Annotated in this window: 24 protein-coding genes; 15 read left to right on the forward strand and 9 right to left on the reverse strand. The window is 69.7% G+C overall.

Going from position 1 to position 24,095, the window contains the following annotated elements:
- Positions 1 to 113: 113 nt before the first annotated feature.
- A complete protein-coding gene (locus KO717_RS03640) occupies positions 114 to 1,808 on the reverse strand; it encodes a trypsin-like serine peptidase (protein ID WP_301364411.1) in 1,695 nt (564 codons plus the stop codon).
- A 636-nt stretch (positions 1,809 to 2,444) separates the two neighbouring features.
- Between KO717_RS03640 and KO717_RS03645 the strand changes: the two genes are divergently transcribed.
- The 6 genes from KO717_RS03645 (at position 2,445) to KO717_RS03670 (ending at position 6,755) form a co-directional block, all read left to right on the forward strand.
- Positions 2,445 to 3,092 (forward strand): hypothetical protein, encoded by a 648-nt coding sequence (locus tag KO717_RS03645; protein ID WP_301364412.1) that lies wholly within the window; start codon positions 2,445 to 2,447, stop codon positions 3,090 to 3,092.
- 367 nt (positions 3,093 to 3,459) lie between these two features.
- Entirely contained in the window at positions 3,460 to 3,702 is a 243-nt protein-coding gene (locus KO717_RS03650) for a hypothetical protein (RefSeq protein WP_301364413.1), read from the forward strand.
- A 417-nt stretch (positions 3,703 to 4,119) separates the two neighbouring features.
- A complete protein-coding gene (locus tag KO717_RS03655; RefSeq protein ID WP_301364414.1) occupies positions 4,120 to 4,407 on the forward strand; it encodes a hypothetical protein in 288 nt (95 codons plus the stop codon).
- A 643-nt stretch (positions 4,408 to 5,050) separates the two neighbouring features.
- Positions 5,051 to 5,374, forward strand: a complete 324-nt coding sequence (locus KO717_RS03660) for a hypothetical protein (protein ID WP_301364415.1) — start codon at positions 5,051 to 5,053, stop codon at positions 5,372 to 5,374.
- 95 nt (positions 5,375 to 5,469) lie between these two features.
- Positions 5,470 to 6,543 (forward strand): urease accessory protein UreH domain-containing protein, encoded by a 1,074-nt coding sequence (locus KO717_RS03665; RefSeq protein ID WP_301364416.1) that lies wholly within the window; start codon positions 5,470 to 5,472, stop codon positions 6,541 to 6,543.
- On the forward strand, positions 6,540 to 6,755 hold the full coding sequence (locus KO717_RS03670; RefSeq protein WP_301364417.1) for a heavy-metal-associated domain-containing protein: 216 nt from the start codon (positions 6,540 to 6,542) through the stop codon (positions 6,753 to 6,755). Before KO717_RS03665 ends, KO717_RS03670 begins: the two co-directional genes overlap by 4 nt.
- 39 nt (positions 6,756 to 6,794) lie before the next feature.
- Here KO717_RS03670 and KO717_RS03675 read toward each other — a convergent pair whose 3' ends face one another.
- Positions 6,795 to 7,214, reverse strand: coding sequence for an arsenate reductase ArsC (locus KO717_RS03675; RefSeq protein WP_301364418.1), 420 nt, complete (start codon positions 7,212 to 7,214; stop codon positions 6,795 to 6,797).
- A 107-nt stretch (positions 7,215 to 7,321) separates the two neighbouring features.
- Here KO717_RS03675 and KO717_RS03680 point away from each other — a divergent pair, with 107 nt between their 5' ends.
- Both KO717_RS03680 and KO717_RS03685 read left to right on the forward strand, forming a co-directional pair.
- Positions 7,322 to 7,636, forward strand: a complete 315-nt coding sequence (locus tag KO717_RS03680; RefSeq protein WP_301364419.1) for an ArsR/SmtB family transcription factor — start codon at positions 7,322 to 7,324, stop codon at positions 7,634 to 7,636.
- Positions 7,637 to 7,741: 105 nt separating this feature from the next.
- On the forward strand, positions 7,742 to 8,542 hold the full coding sequence (locus KO717_RS03685; RefSeq protein WP_301364420.1) for an aquaporin: 801 nt from the start codon (positions 7,742 to 7,744) through the stop codon (positions 8,540 to 8,542).
- A gap of 58 nt (positions 8,543 to 8,600) precedes the next feature.
- Here the strand turns inward: KO717_RS03685 and KO717_RS03690 are convergent, their stop codons facing one another.
- Entirely contained in the window at positions 8,601 to 8,966 is a 366-nt protein-coding gene (locus KO717_RS03690) for an ArsR/SmtB family transcription factor (protein WP_301364421.1), read from the reverse strand.
- Positions 8,967 to 9,109: 143 nt separating this feature from the next.
- Here KO717_RS03690 and KO717_RS03695 point away from each other — a divergent pair, with 143 nt between their 5' ends.
- The gene (locus tag KO717_RS03695; protein ID WP_301364422.1) at positions 9,110 to 10,465 is read left to right on the forward strand and encodes an NAD(P)-binding domain-containing protein; all 1,356 of its coding nucleotides are present in this window, start codon (positions 9,110 to 9,112) and stop codon (positions 10,463 to 10,465) included.
- Between the two features lie 108 nt (positions 10,466 to 10,573).
- On the opposite strand, the gene KO717_RS03700 is transcribed toward KO717_RS03695, so the two are convergent.
- Complete coding sequence (locus tag KO717_RS03700; protein WP_301364423.1) at positions 10,574 to 12,094, reverse strand: SDR family NAD(P)-dependent oxidoreductase; 1,521 nt, start codon at positions 12,092 to 12,094, stop codon at positions 10,574 to 10,576.
- Between the two features lie 126 nt (positions 12,095 to 12,220).
- A complete protein-coding gene (locus KO717_RS03705; protein WP_301364424.1) occupies positions 12,221 to 12,721 on the reverse strand; it encodes a hypothetical protein in 501 nt (166 codons plus the stop codon).
- Positions 12,722 to 12,885: 164 nt separating this feature from the next.
- On the opposite strand from KO717_RS03705, the gene KO717_RS03710 reads away from it, so the two are divergent.
- Complete coding sequence (locus KO717_RS03710; protein WP_301364425.1) at positions 12,886 to 13,365, forward strand: acyl-CoA thioesterase; 480 nt, start codon at positions 12,886 to 12,888, stop codon at positions 13,363 to 13,365.
- Here KO717_RS03710 and KO717_RS03715 read toward each other — a convergent pair.
- Both KO717_RS03715 and KO717_RS37285 read right to left on the reverse strand, forming a co-directional pair.
- Positions 13,362 to 13,499, reverse strand: a complete 138-nt coding sequence (locus tag KO717_RS03715; protein ID WP_301364426.1) for a hypothetical protein — start codon at positions 13,497 to 13,499, stop codon at positions 13,362 to 13,364. The genes KO717_RS03710 and KO717_RS03715 overlap by 4 nt on opposite strands.
- Positions 13,487 to 13,801 carry an adenylyltransferase/cytidyltransferase family protein gene (locus KO717_RS37285; RefSeq protein ID WP_367401500.1) on the reverse strand — a complete coding sequence of 105 codons (315 nt, stop codon included), beginning with the start codon at positions 13,799 to 13,801 and terminating at the stop codon, positions 13,487 to 13,489. The genes KO717_RS03715 and KO717_RS37285 overlap by 13 nt, the downstream gene beginning before the upstream one ends.
- Before the next feature lie 102 nt (positions 13,802 to 13,903).
- Here KO717_RS37285 and KO717_RS03720 point away from each other — a divergent pair, with 102 nt between their 5' ends.
- Positions 13,904 to 14,410, forward strand: coding sequence for an NADAR family protein (locus tag KO717_RS03720; RefSeq protein WP_301364427.1), 507 nt, complete (start codon positions 13,904 to 13,906; stop codon positions 14,408 to 14,410).
- Here the strand turns inward: KO717_RS03720 and KO717_RS03725 are convergent.
- Positions 14,397 to 14,636 carry a hypothetical protein gene (locus KO717_RS03725; protein WP_301364428.1) on the reverse strand — a complete coding sequence of 80 codons (240 nt, stop codon included), beginning with the start codon at positions 14,634 to 14,636 and terminating at the stop codon, positions 14,397 to 14,399. The two genes, KO717_RS03720 and KO717_RS03725, sit on opposite strands and share 14 nt — an antisense overlap.
- A 783-nt stretch (positions 14,637 to 15,419) precedes the next feature.
- Between KO717_RS03725 and KO717_RS03730 the strand changes: the two genes are divergently transcribed.
- Complete coding sequence (locus tag KO717_RS03730) at positions 15,420 to 16,163, forward strand: hypothetical protein (RefSeq protein ID WP_301364429.1); 744 nt, start codon at positions 15,420 to 15,422, stop codon at positions 16,161 to 16,163.
- Between the two features lie 34 nt (positions 16,164 to 16,197).
- Here the strand turns inward: KO717_RS03730 and KO717_RS03735 are convergent, their stop codons facing one another.
- On the reverse strand, positions 16,198 to 18,846 hold the full coding sequence (locus KO717_RS03735; protein ID WP_301364430.1) for a helix-turn-helix transcriptional regulator: 2,649 nt from the start codon (positions 18,844 to 18,846) through the stop codon (positions 16,198 to 16,200).
- Between the two features lie 618 nt (positions 18,847 to 19,464).
- Here KO717_RS03735 and KO717_RS03740 point away from each other — a divergent pair.
- The 3 genes from KO717_RS03740 to KO717_RS03750 all read left to right on the forward strand — a co-directional run bounded on the left by KO717_RS03740 (position 19,465) and on the right by KO717_RS03750 (position 24,050).
- Positions 19,465 to 20,901 carry a purine-cytosine permease family protein gene (locus KO717_RS03740; RefSeq protein ID WP_301364431.1) on the forward strand — a complete coding sequence of 479 codons (1,437 nt, stop codon included), beginning with the start codon at positions 19,465 to 19,467 and terminating at the stop codon, positions 20,899 to 20,901.
- Between the two features lie 87 nt (positions 20,902 to 20,988).
- Positions 20,989 to 22,989, forward strand: a complete 2,001-nt coding sequence (locus KO717_RS03745; RefSeq protein ID WP_301364432.1) for a hypothetical protein — start codon at positions 20,989 to 20,991, stop codon at positions 22,987 to 22,989.
- Between the two features lie 182 nt (positions 22,990 to 23,171).
- On the forward strand, positions 23,172 to 24,050 hold the full coding sequence (locus KO717_RS03750) for an MBL fold metallo-hydrolase (protein ID WP_301364433.1): 879 nt from the start codon (positions 23,172 to 23,174) through the stop codon (positions 24,048 to 24,050).
- Positions 24,051 to 24,095: the final 45 nt, after the last annotated feature.

Consider the following 24,095-nt stretch of genomic DNA (forward strand, 5'->3'; position numbering starts at 1 on the left):
GGGCCGACCGGCGTGTGCAGGTCGGCCCCGTCGCATGCGGAGCTCACTCGGTACTCACAGCGCTGCTGCATTCCTGCGCTGCGAAACCACCGTCAGGCGGCGATCAGGGCCGGTCAGGCCGGCGGGGCGATCATGATCTCGGTTCCGAGGTTGTTCATGCGGGTGTCCTTGTACATGGTGGTCTCGCCGTCGGACCAGCGGACGATGAGGTCGTTGGTGAGACCGTCACCCGTGTACTGGCCGGTGGCCATGATCACGCTGTGGGTCCAGGTCTTGTTGGGGCCGTGGATGGCCTGCTCGCTGCCGAGGCCGCCGGTGGTGGTGCCGACGTAGTTGTTGAGCGCCCCGCTGGACCAGCGGACCATGAGGTCCCACTTCTGGTTGCCGGAGAACTGCCCCGAGGTCAGCAGGGTGGCGTCCTTCCAGGTGCTGTTGGGGTCCTTGAGCTTGTACTCCTGGCCCATGGTGCCGGCGCTCACGTTGGTGAAGAGGCTGAGCTCGCCGTCGGACCAGCGGACCATGAGGTCGGTGACGTAGGTGGCGGCGTTGAAACGACCGGCGGCGATCTGGGTGGCGTGGCTCCAGATGGATCCGGCGGCCGCCATCTCGGTTCCCCCGTCGAGGCCGCGGGAGCCGACGTCGCCGTGCAGGGTCAACCGGCCGTCGTCCCAGCGCACCATCAGGTCGAACTGGTTGGAGCCGGTGAAGTCGCCGGCGGTGACGGTGGCGACCGGCTTCCACCCGGCGTTGGGTGCCAGGAGCTGCCGCTCGGGACGGAAGCCGCCGTTGCCGTCACCGGGGTAGAGCGTGACCTCGCCGTCGGTCCAGATGACGAGCAGGTCACTGTGCCCCGTGCCGGAGAAGTCGCCGGAGGCTATCTGCTTGGCGTGCTTCCACGTCTCGCCGCTGCCCGGCAGGACCGGACCGTCCGTCGGAGGCTGGAAGGTGCCGCGATGGACGTTGTCCGGTCCGATGCCGTTGCTGGCGTCGTTGTAAAGGTCCTGGGCGTCCTTGCCGTAGAGCGGCGAGTACGAGATCGAGTCGACGTCGCCGCCACCGCCCATGCCCCCGACGTTTCCGATCACCTCTCCGGTCTTGGTCGAGGCGTTGTATCCCCTGATCCAAGGACCGCCGGAGACACCGCTGTAGTAGCCGCCGCACTCCATCTGCATCTGCCGGAACCCAGGCAGCCGCCGGGTCGGCACATCACAGCGGATGGCCTTGTGCTGGCTGTTGTCGCTGGCGTGGGACGGGTAGCCGACGACCGTCACGTTGTGGTCGTACGACGTCGAGGTGGTGAAGGTGAGGCCGCCGACGACGTCCTGGACCGCACCCTTGCCGTTGGGGGTGACGGTGACGAAGGCGAAGTCCAGGTCCGAAACGGGATCCCTCGTCTGGCCCTTCGTGGGATAGCGGGGGTCCTTGTAGACCTCGTCGACCGTGAAGAGCCCCCACGGCTGGTTGGCCGGGATCTTGAGGAACTGGTACTGCGGCACGAAGACGCGGTGCTTGGCCGCGTTCAGGCCGTTCGCACAGTGCCCCGCGGTGAGCACCATGTTCTTCCCCTTGCTCCGCACGACGCTGCCGGTGCAGTAGGTGGCGTTCCCACCGACCGGCGTGCCGTCGAAGAAGAACGTCCCCACCATCGGGAGGCCGTCGAAGTGCGCGGCGTGGGGCGCGTCCGCCCGTGCGGCGCCCTTCGAGTCGGGTGCTGATGGGGCTTTGGCGGGCCCGGCGCCGCGGGCGGCGTCGATGGGCTTGGCCTGTGCCATCCGCTCAGCCGTCCAGTACTGCTCGTCCGCGGTCAAGGCCTTGGAAGCAGGGGGCGAGGTGGGGGTGGGGGTGGACGCTGAGGGAGAGGGGGAAGCGGATACGGGTGGTGCCGACGGAAGGGGAGGGTGCGAGGCGGAGGGCGTGGAGCGGGGTAAGCCGGAAGCGCCGGGTGTGGGAGGCGACGACGAGGCCGGGGGTGAAGGGAGCCTCGTGCCGGCCGGAGAAGGAGCGGCCGACGCCGCCAGGGCGGCGGGGGCGGTGAGTAGCACGGTGCTGGTGCCGAGCGCGAGTGCGGTCAACCATTTTGATCTCAATGACTTGCTTCCTGAGCGCAGTGATGACGCCTGTCATCGCTGTGTGTTAGTGCGTCAGTTCGACGAAGAGGGCAGAGTAGGCAGTGGTGTGAAAGATCGTCAACGAGTTCAGACAGGCGACAAATGAAGCGATTACGGGCATGGATCGGCGCGGCAGTCCTGACGATTCCGCTGGTCATGTCACTCGGTGCGGAGGGCGCTCAGGCCGCTCCGCTTACGGATGTGCCCTCGCCCCTCGAGAGTGGCGCCGACCGGCCGGTTCGGCCTGGAGAGCAGGTCAGCGTCTCGGTGGGCCTGCAGGACGCCGTCGGCAACGGTGACAGGGTCTTCTCCGAAGCGTTCACCGCCGATGGCCGGATGAGGATGGATGATCCGCACGTCACCGCGGTCATGACGATCTCCTGCACCGCCACGCCCGGGTCCTACGAGGTGCGCATCGGATCAGGCGGGGACCCGAACCCCTCCGAGGTCACACGGCTCTGGGGAAAGGTCCGGGTGGCTCCGGCCGAGGAGACGGAGCGTGCCGCGTGCGCGAGGCGGGTCTCCGAGCTGCCGCCCGAGCCGCAGGAGGAACGCTGGCCGGCGGGTGTGGAGTGGCCCGCGACCCCGTGGGACGTGCGGTCGGTGCGCGCCGGCGAGGAGATGACGGCCACCGACGGCCTGGCGATGGGCGGCGACGGAGGCGTCACGTTGACCTCGCCGGCGTTCACGCGGCCGGTGGTCATGTACGGAGCGAAGAGGGTCTCCGCGGTCGTCCGCATCAGGTGCGACGCGGAGCCGGGCCTCTACACCGTGACCTGGCGGGAGAAGGCGATGCCGTCGAAGGTCTGGGCCCGACTGCGGGTGGAACCCGCAGCCCCTGACTGCCACGACCCTGCCCCTACGCCGGCCGAAATGGTCGAGCGTGCGGCTCCCTGGCTGGCGGCAGGGATCTGTGCTGCCGCGCTCGCGGTCGTAGGGGTACGCGCCCTGAAGCGGAGGCGGCGTGCCCATCCTCCCGTGTGACGGTGAAGCCCAGGCTCCGCGCGCTCCGGAAACGAGTGGTGGATGCGGTACGCCCGAGCCGGGTGCTCTCATTCCGGTTATTCCTGCCACGCCATGAGAAGAATGAATGATTCCATTTCTGAAAGCAGTCGATTCGGCGATATGGGCGCGCCGTCCACCGTGGCTGAAACGACTCCAGAAATGACTTGAAACGCGGCCTGGGCACGTCGGCCCAGGCCGCTGGACCGGACCAGGCCGATGACCCGTCGGCGGGTGACCGAGGAAGGGAACCTCAGCAAGTGCTCAAATCTGTTGATCATCCTGTGAAGATCGATAGTGTTCCTTCTGTTCCACCGAAATCGACACTCATCCGATCAGGGAAAATAACTTGAAGTTCAAGAACTCGGTTCATGCCGCACTGCTCACCACGGCGCTGATAGCCGGAACTGCAGCCCCGGCCTTTGCTGCAGACGGCGGTCCCACCTTCAGTGCGGCGGACAAGGCCATGGCCGCAGTGCAGAACGCCACCGGTACCACCGGCCTTGCCCCCGACAGCACCACGGGCACGGTCCTGGCGACGGCCGCGGGCTCGTCACCGTCACCACCCCGGCCAGCGCCGAAGGACGGGTGACCGTGGCGGCCTCCGACGGCTCCGCGGTGACGATGGCCTTACCCGCAACGGTCGACGCCGCGGGCACCACCTCGGCGGCCGGCACCACCGTCTACCCCAACGCGGCCGCGCACACCGACCTCGCCACCCAGGCCACCGTCGACGGCGGCGCCCGCGCCCTGGTCACCCTCAAGGACGCCAAGGCCCCCACCACTCAGCGCTTCGACCTCGGCCTTCCCGAGGGCGCCACCCTGGTCGCCGACGGCGCCGGCGGCTACGACATCGTGACCTCCGCGGCGGCGCAGGCCGCGTCGCCCGCGGCCACATCGACGCCCCCTGGGCGAAGGACGCGAACGGCAAGGCCGTCCCCACGAGCTACAGCCTCGACGGCAACACCCTCGTCCAGACCATCCAGACCGGCCCGACACCGCGTTCCCCGTGGTGGCCGACCCCCACTACACCTGGGGCATCATCACCGGCACCGTGTACTTCAACAAGAACGAGACCAAGGTCCTCGCCCTCGGCGGAACCGTCGTGTCCTGGCATTCTCACCCGGCCGCGGTCGTCGGTGGCCGAAGCCTCGCGGGGTTCGCGGGTGTCGCGGTAGCGACCGATCGATGCGTCAAGATCAAGGTCAACCCGGGACTCGGGGTCCTTTCGCCGGCGGCAGCCCTGGCCGGAAGCGGCTATTACAGCGGCAGCGGCGGCGACGGATACTGCAGGTAAGCTGACCGGCGGCCAAGTGCGCCCGAAAAGGGACCGCTGCCGCTGCCGACCTTAGCGGCCGGAGAGAGACATTCCGGCTTCCGATTCTGAAAGGTTGCGGAGTGAATTATCTGACCGCTCTGGCGTCGGCCGCTTTTGGATCCACCACATATCTGGTGACTTTCTCGACTGTGAGCCGGCTGAAGCAGCTGTCCCCGCGTGCCAGGGTCACGGGCCTGGTGGTGACCGGCATAGTTCTGTGCGCAGTTATCGGAATTATCGTTGTGGCAAGCCGGAGTGTCACGCTCGGGTTCATCGTAGGCGCGGCCCTGACACCGCCCGTACACCGGTGGATCCTGCAACGACGCAAGCAATAGCGCAGTCGCTCGCCGGTTCTGGGCCCGCCACGTAGATGACGAAGCTCCGGTTGAACGGGGTGACCTTCCCAGGTCACCCTGAACGGCCGGAGCTTCGTCGTGCCGCCGCACGGGCACCGGCACGGCCCTGCGGAGCGGGCGGGTGAGGGTCCCGTCCGGCGGCTGGGTAGCATCGCCCCGTGCCTTCCCGTTCCGCCCGCCGGTGCCTTGCGACCGTCGCCCCTTTGGTGGCAGGTCTGTTGCTGGCGTGCGGGTTCCTCATGTGGGGCGCGGGGCAGGCCGGCCCGATGAGCCCGCACCTACCGCAATCCGCCTCTGCCACCGCCTCGTCGGCCGACACGGCCGAGATGGCCGAGATGGCCGAGATGGCGAAGATGCCGCGCGGAGAGACGGTCACCGACGGCATGGGCGGCGAGTGCCCGGCCATGGCCATGGACTGTCCGCTGGCCTCGGCACACGTCCAGGGGGCCGTGGTACTCGCCTCTCCCCCGGCTTCACCTCTGCCGCCGGCTCCCACCGACCAGGTGCCCGCGTCCTGGGCATCGGCCGTCGGGTGCGCCCGGCCACGGGCGCCTGATCCCGTATCCCTCCTCTGCATCAGCCGGACCTAGACAGCCCTCCGCCATCCCGCCCTGCCTTCTCCGGCGGCGGGTGGCCTCGGCATGTCCACGATCCTGCTCACGACGCAGATGAGAGAGCTTCTTCCATGGCCTCCAGCACCACCTTGTTCGTCACCGGTGCGACCACCGGTCTTTTCGCGGGCGGCGCCTCCTGCGCCGCCGTCCAAGGCGGCCTCCTCGCCGGCGCCGTCGGCCGCCGCGCCACTCGATGGTCCGCCGAAGCATGGGAACGCAGCGGGCTCTTCGCGCCCGTCGGTGCGTTCCTCGGCGCCAAACTCGTCTCCCACACCCTGCTCGGCGCCGCCCTCGGCCTGCTCGGCGCCGCCGTCCAGCCCGGCCCCCGCACCCAGGCGGCGCTCCTGATCGGGGCCGGTGTCCTGATGGTGCTGTTCGCGCTCGACATGTTCGGCGTGAAGGCCGTACGGCGCTTCGTGCCGCGCCCGCCCGCTTCCTGGGGACGGAGGGTGCGCCGCTCGGCGAAGTCCACCGCCGTCACCACCCCGGCCGTCCTCGGCTTCCTCACCGTCCTCATCCCCTGCGGGGTGACCCTCAGCGTCGAGTTGATCGCCGTCACCTCGGGATCCGCGCTCACCGGGGCCGCGGTCATGGCCGGCTTCGTCCTCGGCACCGGTCCGCTCTTCGCCGTGCTCGGCTTCTTCCTCCGCTCCGCCGCCAAGCTGTGGCAGGGACGGCTCACCCTGGTCACAGCCGTCGTGGTTCTGCTGGTCGCGGTCTGGACCCTCGGATCCGGCCTGCGGCTCGGCGGCTGGTGGCCCACCGCCACGGCTCCCGCCGTCGCAGCGGAAGCCGGCGCCGCTCAGGCGGTGGTGACGCACCCGGACGGCAGTCAGACCATCACCGTCCGAGCCCGCACGACCTCCTATACACCGGCGGCGATCACCGCGACGGCCGGAGTGCCCACCACCCTCGTCGTCGCCACCGACCACACCGGCGGCTGCATCCGCGCCTTCGTCATCCCCGACCTGGGCATCCAGAAGATCCTCCCCACCACCGGCACCACCACCATCGACCTCGGGAACCACGCGCCCGGCCGCCTCGACTACACCTGTGGCATGGGCATGTACGGCGGCCAGATCACCTTCCGGCAGCCGGCCGCCCAGGACCCCCGGACCACCGCCACCCAGGAGACGACCTCGTGACCATCCGCATGGAATTCGCCGTCACCGGCATGCACTGCAACAGCTGCGGCCTGCTCATCGACGACGAGGTCGAAGAGCTCCCCGGCGTCACCTCCAGTACCACCGACGTACGCAAGGAACGCACGGTGGTCGAACTGACCGGCCCGCTCCCGGCAGAGCGGATCGTCGAGGCCATCGCGGAAGCCGGATACAGCGCCACCCCGCTGGCCTGACCCTCCACGGCCGTGGTGTCCCGGCCACGCCCCTTCGGCTCAGGGGTTCGGCTTCGCGTCGATCTCGGCGATCAGTCCCTCGATGAGGCCCTTGATCTCGTCGCGGATGGGGCGGACGGCCTCGACGCCCTGGCCTGCCGGGTCCTCGAGCTGCCAGTCGAGGTAGGTCTTGCCGGGGAAGTACGGGCAGGCGTCGCCGCAGCCCATGGTGATGATGTAGTCGGACGCCTGCGCGGCCTCCGGGGTGAGGACCTTGGGCGTCTGGTCGGAGATGTCGATGCCCAGCTCGGCCATGGCGGCCACGGCGGAGGGGTTGATCCGGTCACCGGGGACGGAGCCCGCGGAGCGCACCTCGACGCGGTCTCCGGCGAGGTGGCGCAGGAAGCCCGCGGCCATCTGCGAGCGGCCTGCGTTGTGGATGCAGACGAACAGCACGGACGCGACAGGAGTGGAGGACATCGTTCTTCCTTGGGGTGGGGTCAACTGCGGGGCCGGCCGATGGCGACGGTCTCCAAGAGGTCAGCCCAGGCTGACATCAGGGCCGAGTGATGTGAAAGTATCAGCCCATGATGACGTCAGTCGACACTGAACTGTTCCGGGTGCTGGCCGACCCGCTCAGGCTCCGGATCGTGACCCTCCTCGCCGAGGAGACGCTCTGCACCACCCATCTCGTGGAGGAGACGGGTGCCAAGCAGACGAACCTGTCGAACCACCTGAAGGTCCTGCGCGAGGCCGGGTTCGTGGATACGGAGCCGTGCGGACGGTACGTCTACTACCGCCTGCGCCCGGAAGTCATCGAGGCCATGGCCGGCCAGTTCGCCGACCTCGCCCGGACCGCCCGCACCACCGCCGAGGCGAACCTCAAGCGGTCCTGCTCCTAGGGGGTGTCTTGCCGATCATGCCGGGCTCGCGGGGTCTCCCCGATCCGGCCTGATCGACAAGACACCCCCAGCCCGCTTTTCGCCTCACCTGCCCGAGGAGAACCGTTGTCCTTCACCGAGCCCGTCGGCGCCGCCCCCGCAGCGGCTTCCGGCACAGCCGCCGCCGACGTACCCCGACCCGCGCCCGGTGCGACCCCGCCCCGGACCCCGTTGATCGCCCGCGCCGCCGCCGAGCTCGTCGGCACCGCGGCGCTCGTGGCCGTGGTGGTCGGCTCCGGCATCCAGGCCACCGAACTCACCCAGGACGTGGCCCTGCAGCTGCTGGCCAACTCCACCGCCACCGTCTTCGGCCTCGGCGTACTGATCGCCCTCCTCGGCCCCGTCTCCGGCGCCCACTTCAACCCGGCCGTCACCCTGGCCGAGTGGTGGACCGCCCGCCGCGGGGGCGCCGGTGTCACCGCTCGCGAGCTGGCCGTGTACGTGCCCTCGCAGATCGCCGGCGCGATCGCGGGCGCCATCCTCGCGGACGCGATGTTCGGCGAACCGCTGGTCAAGTGGTCGACCCACGACCGCTCGGCCGGCAATCTCCTCCTCGGCGAGGTCGTGGCCACGGCCGGTCTGATCCTGCTGATCTTCGGCCTGGCCCGCACCGACCGCCTGCGCTTCGCGCCCGTCGCCGTCGCCTCGTACATCGGCGCCGCCTACTGGTTCACCTCCTCCACCTCCTTCGCGAACCCGGCGGTGACGATCGGCCGCGCGTTCACCGACACCTTCGCGGGCATCGCCCCCGCCTCGGTCCCGGGCTTCATCGGCGCCCAGCTCGCCGGTGCCGTCGTCGGCCTGGCCCTGGTCGCGGTCATCTTCCTGCGCGGCAGGACCGGGACCGCCGGAGCCCCCTCGGCATGACGCGGCGCGCGGAGGTGCGGGTGATCGGCTCACCCGGGCTTGACCCGACCAGCGCGCCCTACACGCCGGCTGCGCGGGTCAGGAGCTGGGCCATGGCCGCGAGGACCGCCGGCTCGACCCGGTAGTAGACCCAGGTGCCGCGCCGCTCGGAGGAGAGCAGTCCGGCCTCCTTGAGCTTCTTCAGGTGATGGGAGACGGTCGGCTGGGAGACACCCACGTCGGAGATGTCGCAGACGCACGCCTCGCCGCCCTCGTGCGAAGCCACCGCGGAGAAGAGCCGCAGGCGCACGGGGTCACCCAGGGCCTTGAACATCGTGGCCGTGCGCTCCGCCTCGTCCGCGGTCAGCGGGCGCTCGGCGAGCGGCGGGCAGCACGGCACGACAGCGTCCGGCTCCAGCAGCGGCAGCACATTCACATTCGACATGTGTCTATGTTGACACATGTCGAACCAGCCGGCCCATCAAACGATCTACAGATTCGATGAATGTCTATGTTGACGCTCATCGAATCAAATGCCATGCTGGCCGCACAAGACATCGACAGATGTCGAAACACGAGGAGTCGACCGTGAACGCGCCTGCCGACATCGAGCTGCCCGTCGTCGTCATCGGAGCCGGCCCCATCGGCCTGGCCGCCGCCGCACACCTCCTCGACCAGGGCATCGAGCCCCTGGTCCTGGAAGCCGGACCGGTCGCCGGCAGCGCCGTGCGGGACTGGGGCCACGTACGCCTGTTCTCCACCTGGGGTGAGGTCGTCGACCCGGCCGCGGAGAAGCTCCTGGCCCCCACCGGCTGGGTGAAGCCGCACGAGGCCGCGTACCCGACCGGCGGCGAATGGGCCGAGCAGTACCTACAGCCCCTGGCCGCCGTCCTGGGCGCGCGCCTCCGCGTCGGCGCCCGCGTCACCGGCGTCTCCCGCCTCGGCCGCGACCGGGTCGTGGACGCCGACCGCGAGACCCAGCCGTTCACCGTCCACGTCGCACACACCGACGGCAGCGAGGAACGGTTGACGGCCCGCGCGGTCATCGACGCCTCCGGCACCTGGTCCACCCCCGGCCCCATCGGCGGTGACGGCCTGCCCGCCCTGGGAGAGCGCTCCGCTGCCGACCGGATCTCGTACCGCGTCCCGGACCTGAAGGACCCGGCCACCCGCGCCCGCTACGCCGGCAAGCGCACCGCCGTCATCGGTTCCGGTGCCTCCGCGTTCACCGCGCTCGCCTACCTGGCCGACCTGGCCAAGGACGAGGCCGGCACGCACACCACCTGGATCCTGCGGCGCGGCATCAGCGGGTCCACCTTCGGGGGCGGCGCAGCCGACCAGCTGCCCGCCCGCGGCGCCCTCGGCCTCGCCGCCAAGGCCGCCGTCGACCACGGCTACGCCGACGCCGTCACCGGTTTCCGCACCACCGCCGTGGAGAAGTCCGGCGAACAGCTCGTCCTCGTCGCCGAGGACGACCGCCGCCTGGACCCGGTCGACGAGGTCATCGTCCTCACCGGCTTCCGCCCCGATCTCACCTTCCTCGACGAGCTCCGCCTCGGCCTGGACGAGCGTCTCCAGGCGCCCACCGAGCTGGCCCCGCTGATCGACCCGAACCAGCACTCCTGCGGCACCGTTTACCCGCACGGTGCGGGCGAGCTCGCCCACCCGGAGAAGGACGTCTACCTCGTCGGCATGAAGTCCTACGGCCGCGCCCCGACCTTCCTGGCCATGACCGGATACGAGCAGGTCCGTTCCATCGCCGCCGCCCTCGCCGGTGACATGGAGGCCGCCGAACGCGTCGAGCTCACCCTCCCCGAGTCCGGCGTCTGCGGTGGTTCGGGCCTCTTCGACCAGCCCGAGGCCGCCGAGGCCACCGGTGGCGGCTGCTGCGCGGCGCCCACCACCCTCACCATCGGCGCCGCCGCCTCCTCCGGCGGCTGCTGACCGGCGAAGTGACGAACCTTCACAGCGGCGCGGCAGCGATCGGGACGGGGATCCGGTCGTGGCCGCGCGCGGCGCCGCCCGCCCACAACACCGACGCCCGCGGGCAGGTCACCAGGCGACGTGGCGGTAGTCCTTGAGCAGGACGCCGTGGATGGGGCTGCCGGCCTGCCCCTGCACGATGGGGTGGTAGATGCGCGCAGCGCCGTCGATGACGTCCAGGGGCGGACGCCACCCCGTGGCTGCGTGCCGCTCCCGGGCGGGCATCGGCTTCTCGTCGGTGACCCAGCCGGTGTCCACGCTGCAGGTGTGGATGCCTCGGGATGCCAGGTCCGTCGCGCTGGTACGGGTGAGCATGTTGAGTGCGGCCTTGGCCATGTTGGTGTGGGGGTGACCGCTCGTCTTGTTGCGGGCGGCGAACTGGCCCTCGACGGCGGAGACGTTGATCAGGTAGCGGCGTGGGTGCGGCGACGCCTCCAGCAGGGGCAGCAGGCGGTCGGCGAGGAGGAACGGTGCGACGGCGTTGACCAGCTGGACTTCGAGGAGTTCGGCCGGTTCGACCTGGCCGAGCCGCAGGGTCCAGGAGTTGCTGTCGCCCGTCTCCGGCAGGAGCCCCGCCTCATCGGTGCGCTCCTGCGGGTCCGGGTCCACGGCGAGCGCGCCTTCGGTCGCACTGCGGAAGCCGGTCAGGGCGACGGACGCCCGGGGGCGCGCGGCGAGTTCCGCCGTCAGAGGGAGTGCTGCGGCGTGCGATCCGGGAACGGTGAATCCCGGCGCGGTCCAGATCTCCGGCGCGGTGGAGGGTCGGCCGCTCCCGACGGCGGCGGCCTCCGCCGCCACCAGCGCACGGTACGCCCGGGGGGACCGGTGGAGTGTCTGGGCCGCGTTGTTGACCAGGATGTCCAGGGGCGCGGCCTGGCCGAGCAGTTGGTCGGTGAGGGCGAGCACCTGCCTGGGGTCGCGCAGGTCCAGCGCGGCTATCCGCAGTCGGTGCCACCAGTCGGCGGCCCCGGGCGCCGCGGCGAAGCGGCTCGCCGCGTCCTGGGGGAAGCGGGTGGTGACGGTGAGTTCGGCTCCGTCGCGCAGCAGCATCAGTGCCAGGTGGAAGCCGATCTTGACCCGCCCGCCGGTCAGCAGGGCACGCCGGCCGGTGAGATCGGTCCGGGCGGTGCGCCGGGTGAGGTTGTCCTCCGCGCAGCCGGGGCACAGCTGGCCGTAGAAGTGGTGGACCTGCCGGTAGTGGTTCTTGCAGACGTAGCAGCGCTGTGGGCGGTTGAGCAGTCTGGGCGGCCCGTCGCCGTCCGGTGCGCGGCCCGGCGGCCGGCGGGTCACTGCACCGGGACCGCTGGGTTCCTGGACGTACTCGTGCACGGACAGGCCCGATCGGGGCGGTGTCTCGGCCGACAGTGCCGCATCCATGATCCGGTCGGGCGCTCCGGTCGCGGTGGTGGCCAGCACCTTCGCGTCGGCCGCCGCCCGGACGGCCCGTCTCGCGGCACGCCGACGGCGCCGCCCGTCCCGGACGAGGTCGCTGGCCGCCTGTTCCAGCAGGCGCCGCCGCTCGTCCTCCAGCGGCAGGTGGCATGCCTGCTCCAGCAGGTCCACGCCGGCTCGTATCGCTTCGTTCTCCATGGGGTTCCCCTCCGTGTGGTGTGTCGTCGGCGGCTGCCGGGCCGTCGGCCGCCCGGGCAACGGGCATGACCTGCCGGGCCGTTCAGCGGCGTAACCGGAGCGCCTGGAAGCGGCCGCGGGCGCGCATCAGGACCGGGGCGCCGACAGGGCGTCGAGGGCCGCGCGGAGCGACTCTTCGTACTGCGGCCGGGAAAAGGCCAGGACGCCGAGGGAATCGTAGTTCCAGTCCCGGGAATTGTTGCGGAAGCCCGACCACGTCACGGTGGTGTCCGTGACCGTGATGTGTGCCGTCAACGCCCAGCAGTCGTCGATTCCGCACGTGCACGACAACAGCAGCTTTTCTCCCGGCCCGGTGCCGTGGGGCACTCGGTCGGGTTCGCCGCCGAGCAGGTGCCGGGCGGAGAGGGCAACCGGATATGCGTACGCGCCGGCGAGCAGCGGAGAGGGGTCCGGTGCGAACTCGGCGGCCCGCTCACCCTGTTCTGCGAGCGCATCGGGAAGCTCCGCCCTGTGTACCAGTTCCAGGAAGGGAACCCCGTCCACCAGGAATTCCAGCACAAAGGGCGTTTCGCCCACGCCTTGGCCCCCGCAGGAGTAGGGAGCCAGACGAAACTCGATCGCATGCATGCCGGTCACAGTAGCCGGTGCTCGAACCGGCGTGCGGGGCGCGCGAACGGTCCGCCGAGTTGAGTACCGGCTGCTCATGCAGGCCCCCCGGCCGCCGCGGTCAACTGCGGCAGGGCGCCGATTCGCCCCGGACCTGGGAGACGAGGCAGCAGGGGGAACAGGTCATGCAGGAACTGCCCGCCGAAGCGGGACACACCCGACCGGTCCAGGTTCATTTCGACGACCTGGATCCCATGGGAATGGTGCACAACTCGCGCCATGCACTCTTCGTCGAACGCGCCATCGGGGCCTATTGGCAGGAACAGGGCTGGAGCATGGATCCTGATCGCTCGCGATATCCCGACACCCATCTCGTCGTACGTGAATTCCTCGTCACATACGAGGAGCCGATTCGGGGCACGGGGGACGTGGGCGTGCGGTTCCGGATATCACGGCTCGGCCGCACCAGCGTGGTGTACGAGTTCCAGGTGAGATCCGAAGACGGCCGTTGTGTCCATGCCCACGGCCATCGGGTCCAGGTCCGGGTGGACCCGGAAACGCTGCAGCCCCTCGCCTTCAGCGACGAGCTGCGGGAAACCGCGCGCGGTCTCGTGCAAGGGCTTGAAGGTACTCGACTGCCGCCCTCACCCGAGGGAAGAAGCTAGCTCACCTCATCGGTCGGGACACGCTGCTGTTCACCCAAAGCGGTCACGAGGGTGGAGGAGATGTGGGCCAGGTCGGGGTCTGCGGCCATGAAGAGCGTTTCGACTCCGGCCAGTTCGTGGTTCATGCGGGCCATCGGCATTTCGTAGTCCAGGTCGGCAGCGCCGCGGACTCCGCGGATGACGACGTCGATGCCGACCCGGCGGCAGTAGTCGACCAGCAGGCCGCCGGTGTGGGAGTCGACCGTGACGTTGCCCAGGTCGGCCGCTGCCGCGCGGCCGGTCCGGTCAGCCGTTCGGCGATGGGGAAGCGGCCGGTCTTGTTCGGATTGAACATCACGCAGACGACGACCTCGTCGAACAGGAGGGCGGCGCGGCGGAGAACGTCCTGGTGCCCTTGGGTGATCGGGTCGAAGGATCCTGGGAAGAGGGCTCGCATGATCGCAAAGAATATCAAGCGGGGAGACCTGGCGGTAAGTCGGTTGCGACCGCGGACCGGCGCCTGGCACGGTGCGGTTCCCGCCCCCGACACGAGGTTCGCATGACGATCTACTTCCACGGTGCCGGAGAAGTTCCCTACGGATGCTTCTCCAACTTCTCCGCACACGGCGTGGATCTCGACGGACACTGGTGGCCGACCACGGAACACTACTTCCAGGCACAGAAGTTCACCGGCACCCGCCACGCCGAACTCATCCGCCGGGCCGGCACCCCGCTGCGCGCGGCGGAGCTGGGCCGCGACCGGTCGAAGCCGATGCGGCGGGACTGGGACCGGGTGAAGGACGACGTGATGCGCCGCGCCGTGGCGGCCAAGTTCCGCACGCACGCCGACATCGCCACGATCCTGCTGGCCACGGGAGACGAAGAGATCGTCGAGGACACGACGTCCGACCACTACTGGGGACGGGGCCGGACGGGGACCGGGAAGAACATGCTCGGCAGGATCCTGATGCGCACGCGCAGCCATCTCCTCGCCGAACTCGGCGACCCCGGCGAAGCGGATGACGGCACCGCCCGCGCTCGCCGGGGTCGCGTCATCCGGCCGTGAGCCGCTCGTACAGGTCCTGCCCGAAGCGCGTCCGGTACACGCCGTGGACGAGGGCTCCCGGGGACCGGTAGCCGGCGTGCTCCGGTCGGCTGACCTGCCCGTCCCACTGCATCACCTCCCACATGAGGGGTGAGGGGCGCCCCAGGTACGCCTGTGCGGCATCCGCCAGTTCCCAGGTCCCCTCGACCGTCGCACGCCAGAACGCGCGCCCTTGGCCGACCACCACATGCAGAGGTCCTCGGTGCTGTCCTGGACCAGACCGATCCGTCGACCGTCACGCCTTCCGAGAAGTCGATCAGCGACTCGGCGGCCTCCAGGTACGCCAGCGCGTAGTCCTCCAGAACGCCTTCCGGCTGTGACTCCAGCCATGACTCCAGGGCGGACAGGCTGGGCTGGCCGCGTCCAGGACCCCCAGAACCAGCCGGGAACGTCCTCCGTCTCCATCAACTCCTCCTCCTGCGGCCTACGTTGAAGGCGGGCGCGGGGATCACGGGACTTCGAGCCATGCGCGTGCCTCCGAAATTGTGCCTCCCGTCGGGATTCCCGGCCTCGGCGCAGTTGTCCCGGTGGCGGGAGAGCAGGAGGCCCAGGTTGTACATCCCGCCCGGATGGCAGCCCCGTGCGGCGCGCGCGTACCGGTGCTCGGCCTCGTCCACCAGCGCCCGGACCCCGGGCCGTGCGGTGCCATCGCGGCCTGGTCACAGCGCAAGGGAAAAGGGCGTTCTCATGGCACAACACCTGTGTGAGCCTCGGGGCGATGGCCCGCGAGGTGATCCCGGCTGAGCAGGCATTACTCACGACGCCCGGCCGCGCATGCGTGAAACTCCAACCCAGGCGCCTGCCCAAGGGCGTCATCCGACCCTCGACCCGCGCATGCGGGAACAACCCGGAGGAGTGCGTTTCCGTCATGCGAAGAGGAAAGTTCCCTGTTGCCGCACTGTCAGTGGCAGCCCTCTTGGGAGAAATGTTCTCCGCTTATGCAACCTTCTCCTCCTTCTACAGTCCTGCCATGGAATGGTCCATCGGATGGATCGCCGCGGCGTTCTCCTTGAGCCTGCTGCTCTCGGTGGTTCTCGCCGTGCGCGGAGTCACTCTGATCGGTCCTGCATCCTTCGTCGCGGTGGGCCTGGGAATCCTGGCGTCAGGGATCGAGCGCGGCGAAATGGTCAATGCGGTCATGGGGGCGGTATGCCTCGCCGCCGGGCTGTCGGCCATGTTCCTCATGGTGCGCCTCTCTCATCTTTCCCTCGACGGCCTGTGGGGGCTGGGGGCGGTCGCCGACACCGAGCCGAGGGAGTGTCGTACCAGGCTGTGCCGCATCACCGATCTCGACGAACGCCTCCTTCCCCTCCTGGAAGACACGGTGCACAGGTACTCGCTGGGAGACCTCCGCGCTGCGACGAGGCTGTGCTGCGAAACGCGGTACTCGGACCACGGAGTATTTCAGCGGGGAGCATACGTCGGGGCAGCTCCCGTGATCGAGGCCTGCATTCTCACCGACCAGCTGGTCATCATTGCGATCATCCACACCGAGGGGCACGGAGTTGCCTTCGTGGGGAGGCTTCAGCAGACCGTGGTGAGCGGGCTGTCCGACCGGGAGACCGGCGCGGGAGAGCACGGAATATACGTCCGGTCGGCGTGGCTGGGTTCCGCCGAGGCGTCGAGCTACCCCTTCCCCCTCGACGGCGGCGCCGCCGGCGAGGAATTCATGGAAGAGTTCCGTGCAATGCTCACCGCGGCCCGCCACACCTGACGGGCCCCTCACGGCTCGTGCGGCCGGGACACGGTCATGGAAGCAGTCGGTCGGCCAGCTCTTTGCGCGTGGTGATGCCGAGTTTGTTGTAAATGCGTTGCAGGTGATTGTCGACGGTGCGTATGGATATCGTCAGTGCAGCGGCGATGTCCTTGCTGAGCAGGCCCCGGGAGGCGAGCAGCGCGATCTCGCGCTCTCTCCCGGTGAGCCGTACGACAGCCTCACGGGCCATGAGAGCCGGGGTTCTGGCTCCCTCGCAGCGGGCCGCGAGATCCTCGGCGCGGACGGCGGCGGCGTTGGCCCGTCGGGTCTCCCCCGCCGCCCTCAGAAGGGCGGCAGCGGTGCTCGCCGCCTCGGCCGCCAGCAGGTCCGCTCCCACGGCCTCCAGCTCGTCGGCGGCGGCGAGCAGCCCGTCGGGGTCGTGCGCGGCCCACGCGGCGGCAAGATCGGCACGGGCCCGGTGGAGGGGACCGGGGCACTCCGCAGCGATCTCCGTCAGCCGCCCGGCGGCCTCCCCGGCCTCCCCGAGCCGGACAAGATCGGTCAGCAGAACTGCTTCTGACGCGGTTTCCCCGCGCTCGAACGCCTCTTGGGCGGCCGCGGTCAGCACTGCTCGCGAGCGGGTCAGCTCACCGCGGGCGACGTACAGCCAGGCCTCGCCGAGTCTTTCTTCGGGGAAGAACCCCAGGGCGGGCAGCCGGCCGCGTTCGGCCAGGGCCGCTTCCGCCGCTTCACCGTCCCCCTGCAGCGCGGCGGCCGCCGCAAGACCCGCCAGTGCCATCGACAGCACCACCGGGGTGTGCGGGCGGGACGCGCGGACCACCTCCGCGAACCAGCGCCGCGCCTGAGCCGGGTGTCCGGCAGCCCATGCGCCACGCGCCAGATAGAAGGCCAGCAGCCGGCGGTCCGCGGTCACACTCGCGTCCGTAAGGCCCGCGAAGGCCCGCTCGCCCGCTTCCTGGGCCTCGGCCAGGCGACCGCTCTCCGCCAGGGCCAGGACGAGAACCGCCCGGTGGGCCACTTCGTGCGCGGCGGTGGAGTGGGTTTCGCCGGCGGCCGAGCTGAAGGCGATGGCACGTCGGATCCAGCCCTCGGCCTCCTCCCCACGCCCCGTGACCGCGAGGGCCATGGACCTCGTCATGGCGGCCCACAGCCATGTCGTGGCGTCCGGTGCCTGCGTGCCCTCGTGCTCGAGGTCCTCGGTCAGGGCGAGGCTGTGCCTGACCTCTCCGACGGTGAGCGCGCTGGCGGCCTCGTTGACCAGCAGGACGCGGAGGCCGAAGGGGCTGGTGACCCGGCGACGGGCGGACTCGATGACGTCGAGAAGCTTTGCGTAGGACGCTCCCAGCCCCCACATGAGGTTCTGTGTCCGGACCGGCAGCGCGGACAGGACTTCCTCTTCCGTTGTGGCCATGGCGTCGGCCTGGGACAGCACGTCCTCGGCCTGGCGGAAGTCACCGGCCTCGTACAGGGTCTTTCCCAGCAGCAGCTGGATCCGGAAGCCCCGGTGCTCCTGGGGGATCGCCCGGAGGAGACTGAGTGCGCGGGGGTACTCGCGGGCGTGCGCGGCCAGGGCTGACGCGCGTACGAGCAGAGCCGGGTTGGCCGTGCCGGTGGCCGCGAGCTTGTAGGTGGCGAGGTGGACCGCGTCCTCCCGGCGACGGGCCCCGATCCGCTTCAGCAGATGGACCTGCCGCAGCAAGGTGTCCCTGCGGCACTGGGCAGTCATGTCCGCGCGCAGCACCTCTCCGTAGAGGGGGTGGGCCAGCCGGACCGCTGAGCGTCGTTCCTCCTGGACGACGACGATCAGCCCTGACTGCTCCAACTGGCCCAGCACCTGCGGTTCGGCATCCCTTTCGAGGTGGCCCAGGGACAGCGGCTCGCACAGGGACAGGACGTCCAGCACCTGTCGGCCGGCGGGTGGGGCGACGGAGAGCCGGGAACGGATCAGATCGGTCAGACGCCGCGTGCCCGGCAGCCGGTCCGCGGTCATGTCCCAGATCTCACCGTCGCAGGTCAGCACTCCGGCAGCCACGGCCCCCACCACCAGCTCCCGCAGGTAGAGGGGGTTGCCGCCGCTGGTCGTCAGAAGGTGGTTGACCGCGCTCCTCCCGACCGGCCCCTCCAGGACCTGTTCCAGCACCGTCACGACCTGCTCGCGGCCGAACCCGGCGAGGTCCACCTGTCGCACGGCGTCCCCGTGCCCGAGCGCGGTCACCGCCAGCGCCTGTCCCTCCCCCGACCGGACGGTTCCCAGCAGGAAGATCACCCCGGCGTCCATCAACTGCCGCAGCAGCATCGCCGAGGTCGCATCGAGGAGGTGGACGTCATCGACGAGGATCACCATGCGGGGCCGCGTCGCACCCGGCCGCGACAACAGCCTGGCCACACCGGCGAACCCCGAGACCGGGTCGGACAGGTCGGCACCGTCGGGCAGCAGATGGGCGATGGCACCCAGCGGAACGGACGCCGCGGCCGCGGTGGCAACCGCCCTGCCGACCCGGTACCCGAGCGCGACCGCACGGTCCAGGCACTCCTCGGCCAGCCGGGACTTGCCCACTCCGGCCGGCCCGAAGACCAGGAAACCGGCGCTGCGGGGTTCCGGCACGACCTCCTCGAAACCCCTCAGCTCGGCCTCGCGCCCGACCAGTGGCCAACGCTGCAGCACACGGTTCTGGTTCATTCCTCTGGCCCCCCTCGATCGGCCTTGCCCGGTTGTGCGGACGTCCGCGGCCGCGGTCTGCGCGACCGAGCGCGGCAGGCCGGCCTGGCGGGCTCCGCTGCTCCTCGTCCGACTTTCCCAGTGCGGCAATTCCCCGTCGATACCGTCGGAGAGGGGGCCGGTGGGGATATCCGCGAAACGGACCACTCAAACACGCTGCGTCACTCGTCGAGTGTGGAGTGGGTCATCCGCGACTCGAGCGGATCCTAACCGACCGCGAGCGAGCAAAGCCCTTCACCCCTGACGATGCCGAGACCGCGTGGGCGGCGCAGCCCGTTCGGCGTGGTCAAGGATCCCGGGCAGGGGGTGAACTGGTCCGAACCGAACCTCTGAACACAGGGATGAACAGTCATGACATTCGGGATCGAATTTTCAGATTCGGCTCACATTTCCCTCCGCCGCCGCATGTGAGGCGTGGTTTGCAGGGACTCCCGCCAAGGAATTCGGCCGGCCCGATCGCGCCCGGATGAGTAGTGCTTGCTCATGTGCGGGGGATCGCGCGCACGGTTGAGTCCTCCGTGGCAGCCACCCCCGTCGCGGTATGGCCGCTCTTCCCGGCTCTGAGCGCAAAGGACCCCCGTGCACGACCAGCAAGCCCCGCGCCGCGGTCTCACCCTGCCGACCGCCCCCGAAACGCGTTCCATCGACTACATCCCACCGGACGAACGTCACGGCAAGCTCTGGCACCAGGGCCCGTTCTGGTTCTCCGGCAACTTCGTCCTGACCACTCTCGTCATCGGCTTCATCGGCCCCTCGATCGGCCTCGGCCTGGGCTGGTCGGTGACGGCCGTGGTCCTCGGTGCCTGCTTCGGCACGTTCTTCATGGCGGTCCACGCCAACCAGGGCCCCCGTATGGGCCTGCCTCAGATGATCCAGTCCAGGGCACAGTTCGGAGTCCGGGGGGCCGTCGTACCGTTCACGGCCGTCATTTTCGTCTACCTGGGCTTCAACGTCTTCAACACCGTGCTCGCTGCCCAAGGACTGGGACGGATCGTCGGCGGCGGCCCCTGGCTCTGGTACCCGGTCCTGGCCGTGGTGTCGGTCGTGCTGGCCTTCGTGGGCCATGATCTGATCCATTTCGTACAACGCATCCTGACCGGGATCCTCATCCTCGTGTTCGGGATACTCACCGTCGGAACCGTCGTCCAGTGGTGGGAAGCGCCGATCGCCGCGCCTGCGACCGGCAGCCCGTGGACATCGTTCCTGACCGTCTTCGCCGCTGCCGCCGGCTACCAGATCAGCTACGCCGTCTACGTGTCCGACTACTCCCGATACCTGCCTGCGGACGCCAACTCCCGCTCCGTCATCTGGTGGACATACGCGGGTGCGGCCGGCTCCGCGGTGTGGCTGATGTCCCTGGGCGCCTTCATCGGCAGCCGCCTGCCTGCCGACGACGCCGTCACCGGCCTGCTCCGGACCGGGAACGGCATCGTTGCGGGCTTCGGCCCACTCGTCGTGCTGGTATCGGCTCTGGCCCTGATCAGCGTCATGGGCGTCAACACCTACGGTGCGATGCTCACAGCGGTGAGCGCGGTGGACGCCTTCCGGCGGGAGCAGCCGACGAGCCGTCTGCGGGCCGCCGTTGTCCTATCCGTCGGCGCGGTGGTGCTCGCGGTGGCCCTGTCCCTGCCCGACGACTACCTGGCCGGCTTCAGCAGCTTCGTCCTGCTGATGCTGTACTTCCTGGTCCCGTGGACCGCGGTCAACCTCGTCGACTACTACGCCATCCGCAAGGGCCGGTACGTGATCCGTGACATCTTCGACGACCAGGGCATCTACGGACGCTGGTCCTGGCGCGGCCTGGCCTCGTACGTCATCGGTCTCGTCGCGATGATCCCGTTCGTCTCGACCACCTTCTTCCGCGGACCGGTCGCGCACGCCATGGACGGCGCCGACGTCTCGTTCGTCGTGGGGCTGCTGGTGAGCGGCATCCTCTACGCCGCGCTGGCCGGAAGGCAGAATGCCGCGTCTCCCCTCGCGGAGGCCCGGCCGTTGAAGTCCGTTGGCCGTCTGTGAGCCGTGCGCGGCCCAGCAGGCGGCCGCCGTACCGGGCGGATCATCAGGACATGGCCGGCTGAGGCTCGCCAGGGAAGGAATCAGGCCATGCCCGTGGCTCCCGGAACAGCGCACGTCGATCCGACCGCCCTGATCGATGACGTCAACTCCCGTATCGTCCAGGCTCTCAGCGCGCACGACCCCGCCGCACTGCATACGGCCGCAGCGCGCGCGGGTGTCGACGTCGGCGAAACCTACGCCGGTCGCCTCTGGACGGGCGGAGTCTGCCCTCTGGTCCGGCGCTACCCGACGGGCGAGGCATTCACGGCGGCGCTCACGAGCGGGAGTCCCGATGCCCTGAGCGCAGCCGTCGAGGTGCTCGCCGTGGTCGAGCCCGCCGCAGCCATGTCCTTTGCGCTGGAAGTGATGCGGATCGATCTCGACGGTTTCGCCTTCGGACACAACCGCGTCCCGTTCGAACTCGTGATGCGGGGGCGCGCCGAGAAGATCATCAAGCGAGACCTCGGCTCGGCGCCGGCTGAGATCCTCCTCGACATGCTCCGTCGCCGGTCGCTCGCTCCCGGCGAGATCCCGAAGAGCAAGATCGCGGACATACCGGTCGCCGCCCTCATCGCCTGTGTGAGCGCCGGACAGCTCAGCTTCGACCAGGCCGGGAGCGCAGGCCTCTTCAGCGAGCATCCAGCACTTCGAGAGGGCGCCGGGCTGCTCGACGCGCTCCTGAAGACGCGCTGGTTCTCCGCGGTGGACGGCCACGACGGAGGCCTCGCGCACTGGCTCGCGCATCGCCTGGCCGAGGCCCGCTACGCACCTGCCGTTCCCGCGTTGCGCGAGCTGTTCACCCGGCAACGGCGATTCCTCACCGCCGCCGGGCAGAGTCTGATCGAGATCGGGACGCCGGAGGCCCTTGAGGCCGCAGCCTCGCCCCTTGCGCCGGAGGGCGTCCCGATCAACGAGTACGACCGTCACGATCGCCAGATGATCGCGATCGATGCGCTGCTGCGTGCCGACCCCTCGCGTGCCTTCGACGTCCTGACGCCTCTCTTCGAGGGACAGGTGCCCGGTTCCGGCGACGGCCGGAGCGAGTCCGCCCGGACCGTACTCGAAAAGCTCACGCCCACGCAGGTGACGGCCGAGCCGCGCTGGATGGAACGATCGCTGACGGCCGCACAAGACCGTGAGCTCGGCGCGACGGCGCGAGCGCTCCTCGACCGGCTCGACCCCGGGACCGTGGACGAGGCCGCGGCGCGCGTGGAGAAGCGCAGGCGGAAGGCCGCGGCCAGGAGCACGGTGAAGCCACTTGCGGGCGATCTCGTCGAGCGCTACCGCGCCGGAGAGCACGAGCGCGTGTGGGAAGAACTGGCCGCGCTCGACCGGAGACCTCCGAAGGCTCTCACCGCGCAGGCCGAGGCCGTCGCGATGGAGACGATGGAGCGGGTGCGGTGCGGTGTGGAGGCTGTCGTCGAAACGCTGCGCGCCGAGGCGTACCCCTTCCACAAGAAGGCGCGCGCCCTCGTCCCGCCCCCGCCCGACGCACTCCGCTCCGTGAAGACGTTGGAAAGGCTCACGGGCGGACGCCTGCCGCTCTCGCTGCGCGCCTTCTATCTCGTCGTCGGCTCGGTGGACCTGTCGGGCAGCGAGGAAAGGTTCCGTCACGACCCGAACAAGCACGGCCCGAAGCCGAAGAGGCACGAGATCGTCCACGTCCCGGAGAAGTACCCGTTCGTGTACCTCTCGCACTTCGACCCCCTCGTCGTCCTTCCTCTCGAAGAGGCTGTCGCCGAGGCGGAGAGGTGGGCCCGCGAGGAGAGGGAACGTGTTGGCATGAATGCGCCACTGGACCTGACGATCAGTCCTGGTCCGTCGTTCAAGGCGAACCCCCGCGACGCGCAGCCGGAGCCGGTCGACACCGTCCGTCTCCCCGGACCCTTCGGGGACGCGGAGCTCCACCGCGGGCGCGGTGGGACCGTCCCGTTCGTCGCACACCTGCGGGGCTGCCTCGCATGGGGCGGATTTCCCGGCCTGGCCGGCACGGGTGTCCGGCCGCAGGCCGCTCTGGATGTGCTCGCACGATCCGTGGTGCCCTTCTGACCACAGGGTGGACCCATCGTGTTTGCGAGGGGCAGGTCTTCCTCGGCAGCCAGGCCTCCAAGAATGTCGCAGCCCCTCGAATGTCGGGACTTTCTTCGCCATCGAATTCTTCCGCGGGCGGAAATCCGATGCAGATCCTTATGCTGCACCTGTGGGGTAATCTCGCCCCGAGAGGGGGCGTCATGGCTGAAGGTACGTCCTTCATCGATTTCGGCAGCCCGGCGTCTGGGCCACGCGAAGTGGACGTCCGCTGGATCCACGGCTCACCGTCGTCCAAGCACAACACCGACCCGGACATCCAGGTCTACGAGTACGACGAGCACACGGCCATCCTGCGGCAGAACATGGCGATCAACTACGAAGCGCCGTTCCTGTTCCTGCTGTTCGGCAATGACCGGGCGGTGCTGATCGATACCGGGGCCACAGCGTCACGTGAGTTCTTCCCCTTGCGTCCGGTGGTGGACCGGCTCATCGACGGCTGGCTCGCCCGCCACCCCCGCCCGGAGTACCACCTGCTGGTGCTGCACACACACGCCCACGGCGACCACATCGCGGGCGACGGCCAGTTCGCCGATCGTCCCGACACCACAGTGGTCTCAGCAGAACTCCCGGCGGCCTGGAAGTATTTCGGATTCGACGAGGACCCCACCGCCACGGCGGGCGTCGATCTGGGAGGCCGCAGGCTCGAATGCCTGGCCACCCCCGGGCACCACGAGGCAGCCGTCACGTTCTACGACCCGTGGACGGGGTTCCTGCTCACCGGCGACACGGTCTATCCGGGCCGCCTCTACATCCAGGACCGGAACGCCTTCGCCCGGACCATCGACCGCCTGATCGAGTTCTGCGAGCGCAGACCGGTCACCCACGTCATGGGCTGTCACATCGAGATGACCACCGAGCCGGGCGTGGACTACCCGGTCCGCACCACCTACCAGCCCCACGAACCCCCCCTGCAGATGACCACCGGCCACCTGCACGAGATCCGCGCCGCACTCGACGAGATCGGCGACCGGCCCCGCCGACTCGCCTTCCCTCTCTTCGTCATCTGCCCGGAGAACTGAGCCACGCTCTGAGCCGAAGCGCTACTGGGGCCCGGGGCAAAAAGC

Source organism: Streptomyces xanthophaeus, from assembly GCF_030440515.1.
GTDB lineage: Bacteria > Actinomycetota > Actinomycetes > Streptomycetales > Streptomycetaceae > Streptomyces > Streptomyces kutzneri.